Origin of the sequence: Serratia sp. 201 (assembly GCF_037027545.1) — a bacterium.
GTDB classification, from domain to species: Bacteria; Pseudomonadota; Gammaproteobacteria; order Enterobacterales; family Enterobacteriaceae; genus Serratia; species Serratia bockelmannii.
On sequence record NZ_JAXCHC010000014.1, the window covers coordinates 1 to 537 of the forward strand.

The 537-nt window shown below is 67.0% G+C and carries 1 protein-coding gene; it reads left to right on the plus strand.

Going from position 1 to position 537, the window contains the following annotated elements; genetic code table 11:
- Nucleotides 1-537, plus strand: a 537-nt coding sequence (locus WA302_RS25165; RefSeq protein ID WP_336064775.1) for an RHS domain-containing protein, incomplete at both ends; no start/stop codon positions are given.

The following is a 537-nucleotide window of genomic DNA, read 5'->3' on the forward strand; positions in this document are numbered from 1 at the left end:
GCAGCCCGCAGAACGACATCGACGCGCACCTGCCGCTGGCGCCGATCGCCGACAACCGCCTGACGCACTGGCAAAAACTGTTTTACCGTTACGACGCCTGGGGCAACCTGATCAGCCGGCGCAACGGCCTGTACGAACAGCACTACCGCTACGACGCCGACAACCGGCTGGTGCAGGCGCACGGCCGCGGCCCGCAGGGCGAATTCGAGGCGCAGTACCATTACGACGCGCTGGGCCGCCGCAGCCGCAAAACGGTGCACTACAAGGGCAAAACCGAACAGACGACCCGTTTCCTGTGGCAGGGCTACCGGTTGCTGCAGGAGCAGCGCGACGACGGCAGCTGCCGCAGCTGGAGCTGGAGCTACGATCCGGCCAGCCCGTGGAGCCCGCTGGCGGCGCTGGAGCAGGCGGGCGACAGCCGCTCGGCGGATATTTACTGGTATCACACCGATCTGAACAGCGCGCCGCTGGAGGTGACCGACGCGGCGGGCAACCTGTGCTGGTCCGGGCAATACGACACCTTCGGCAAGCTGCAGG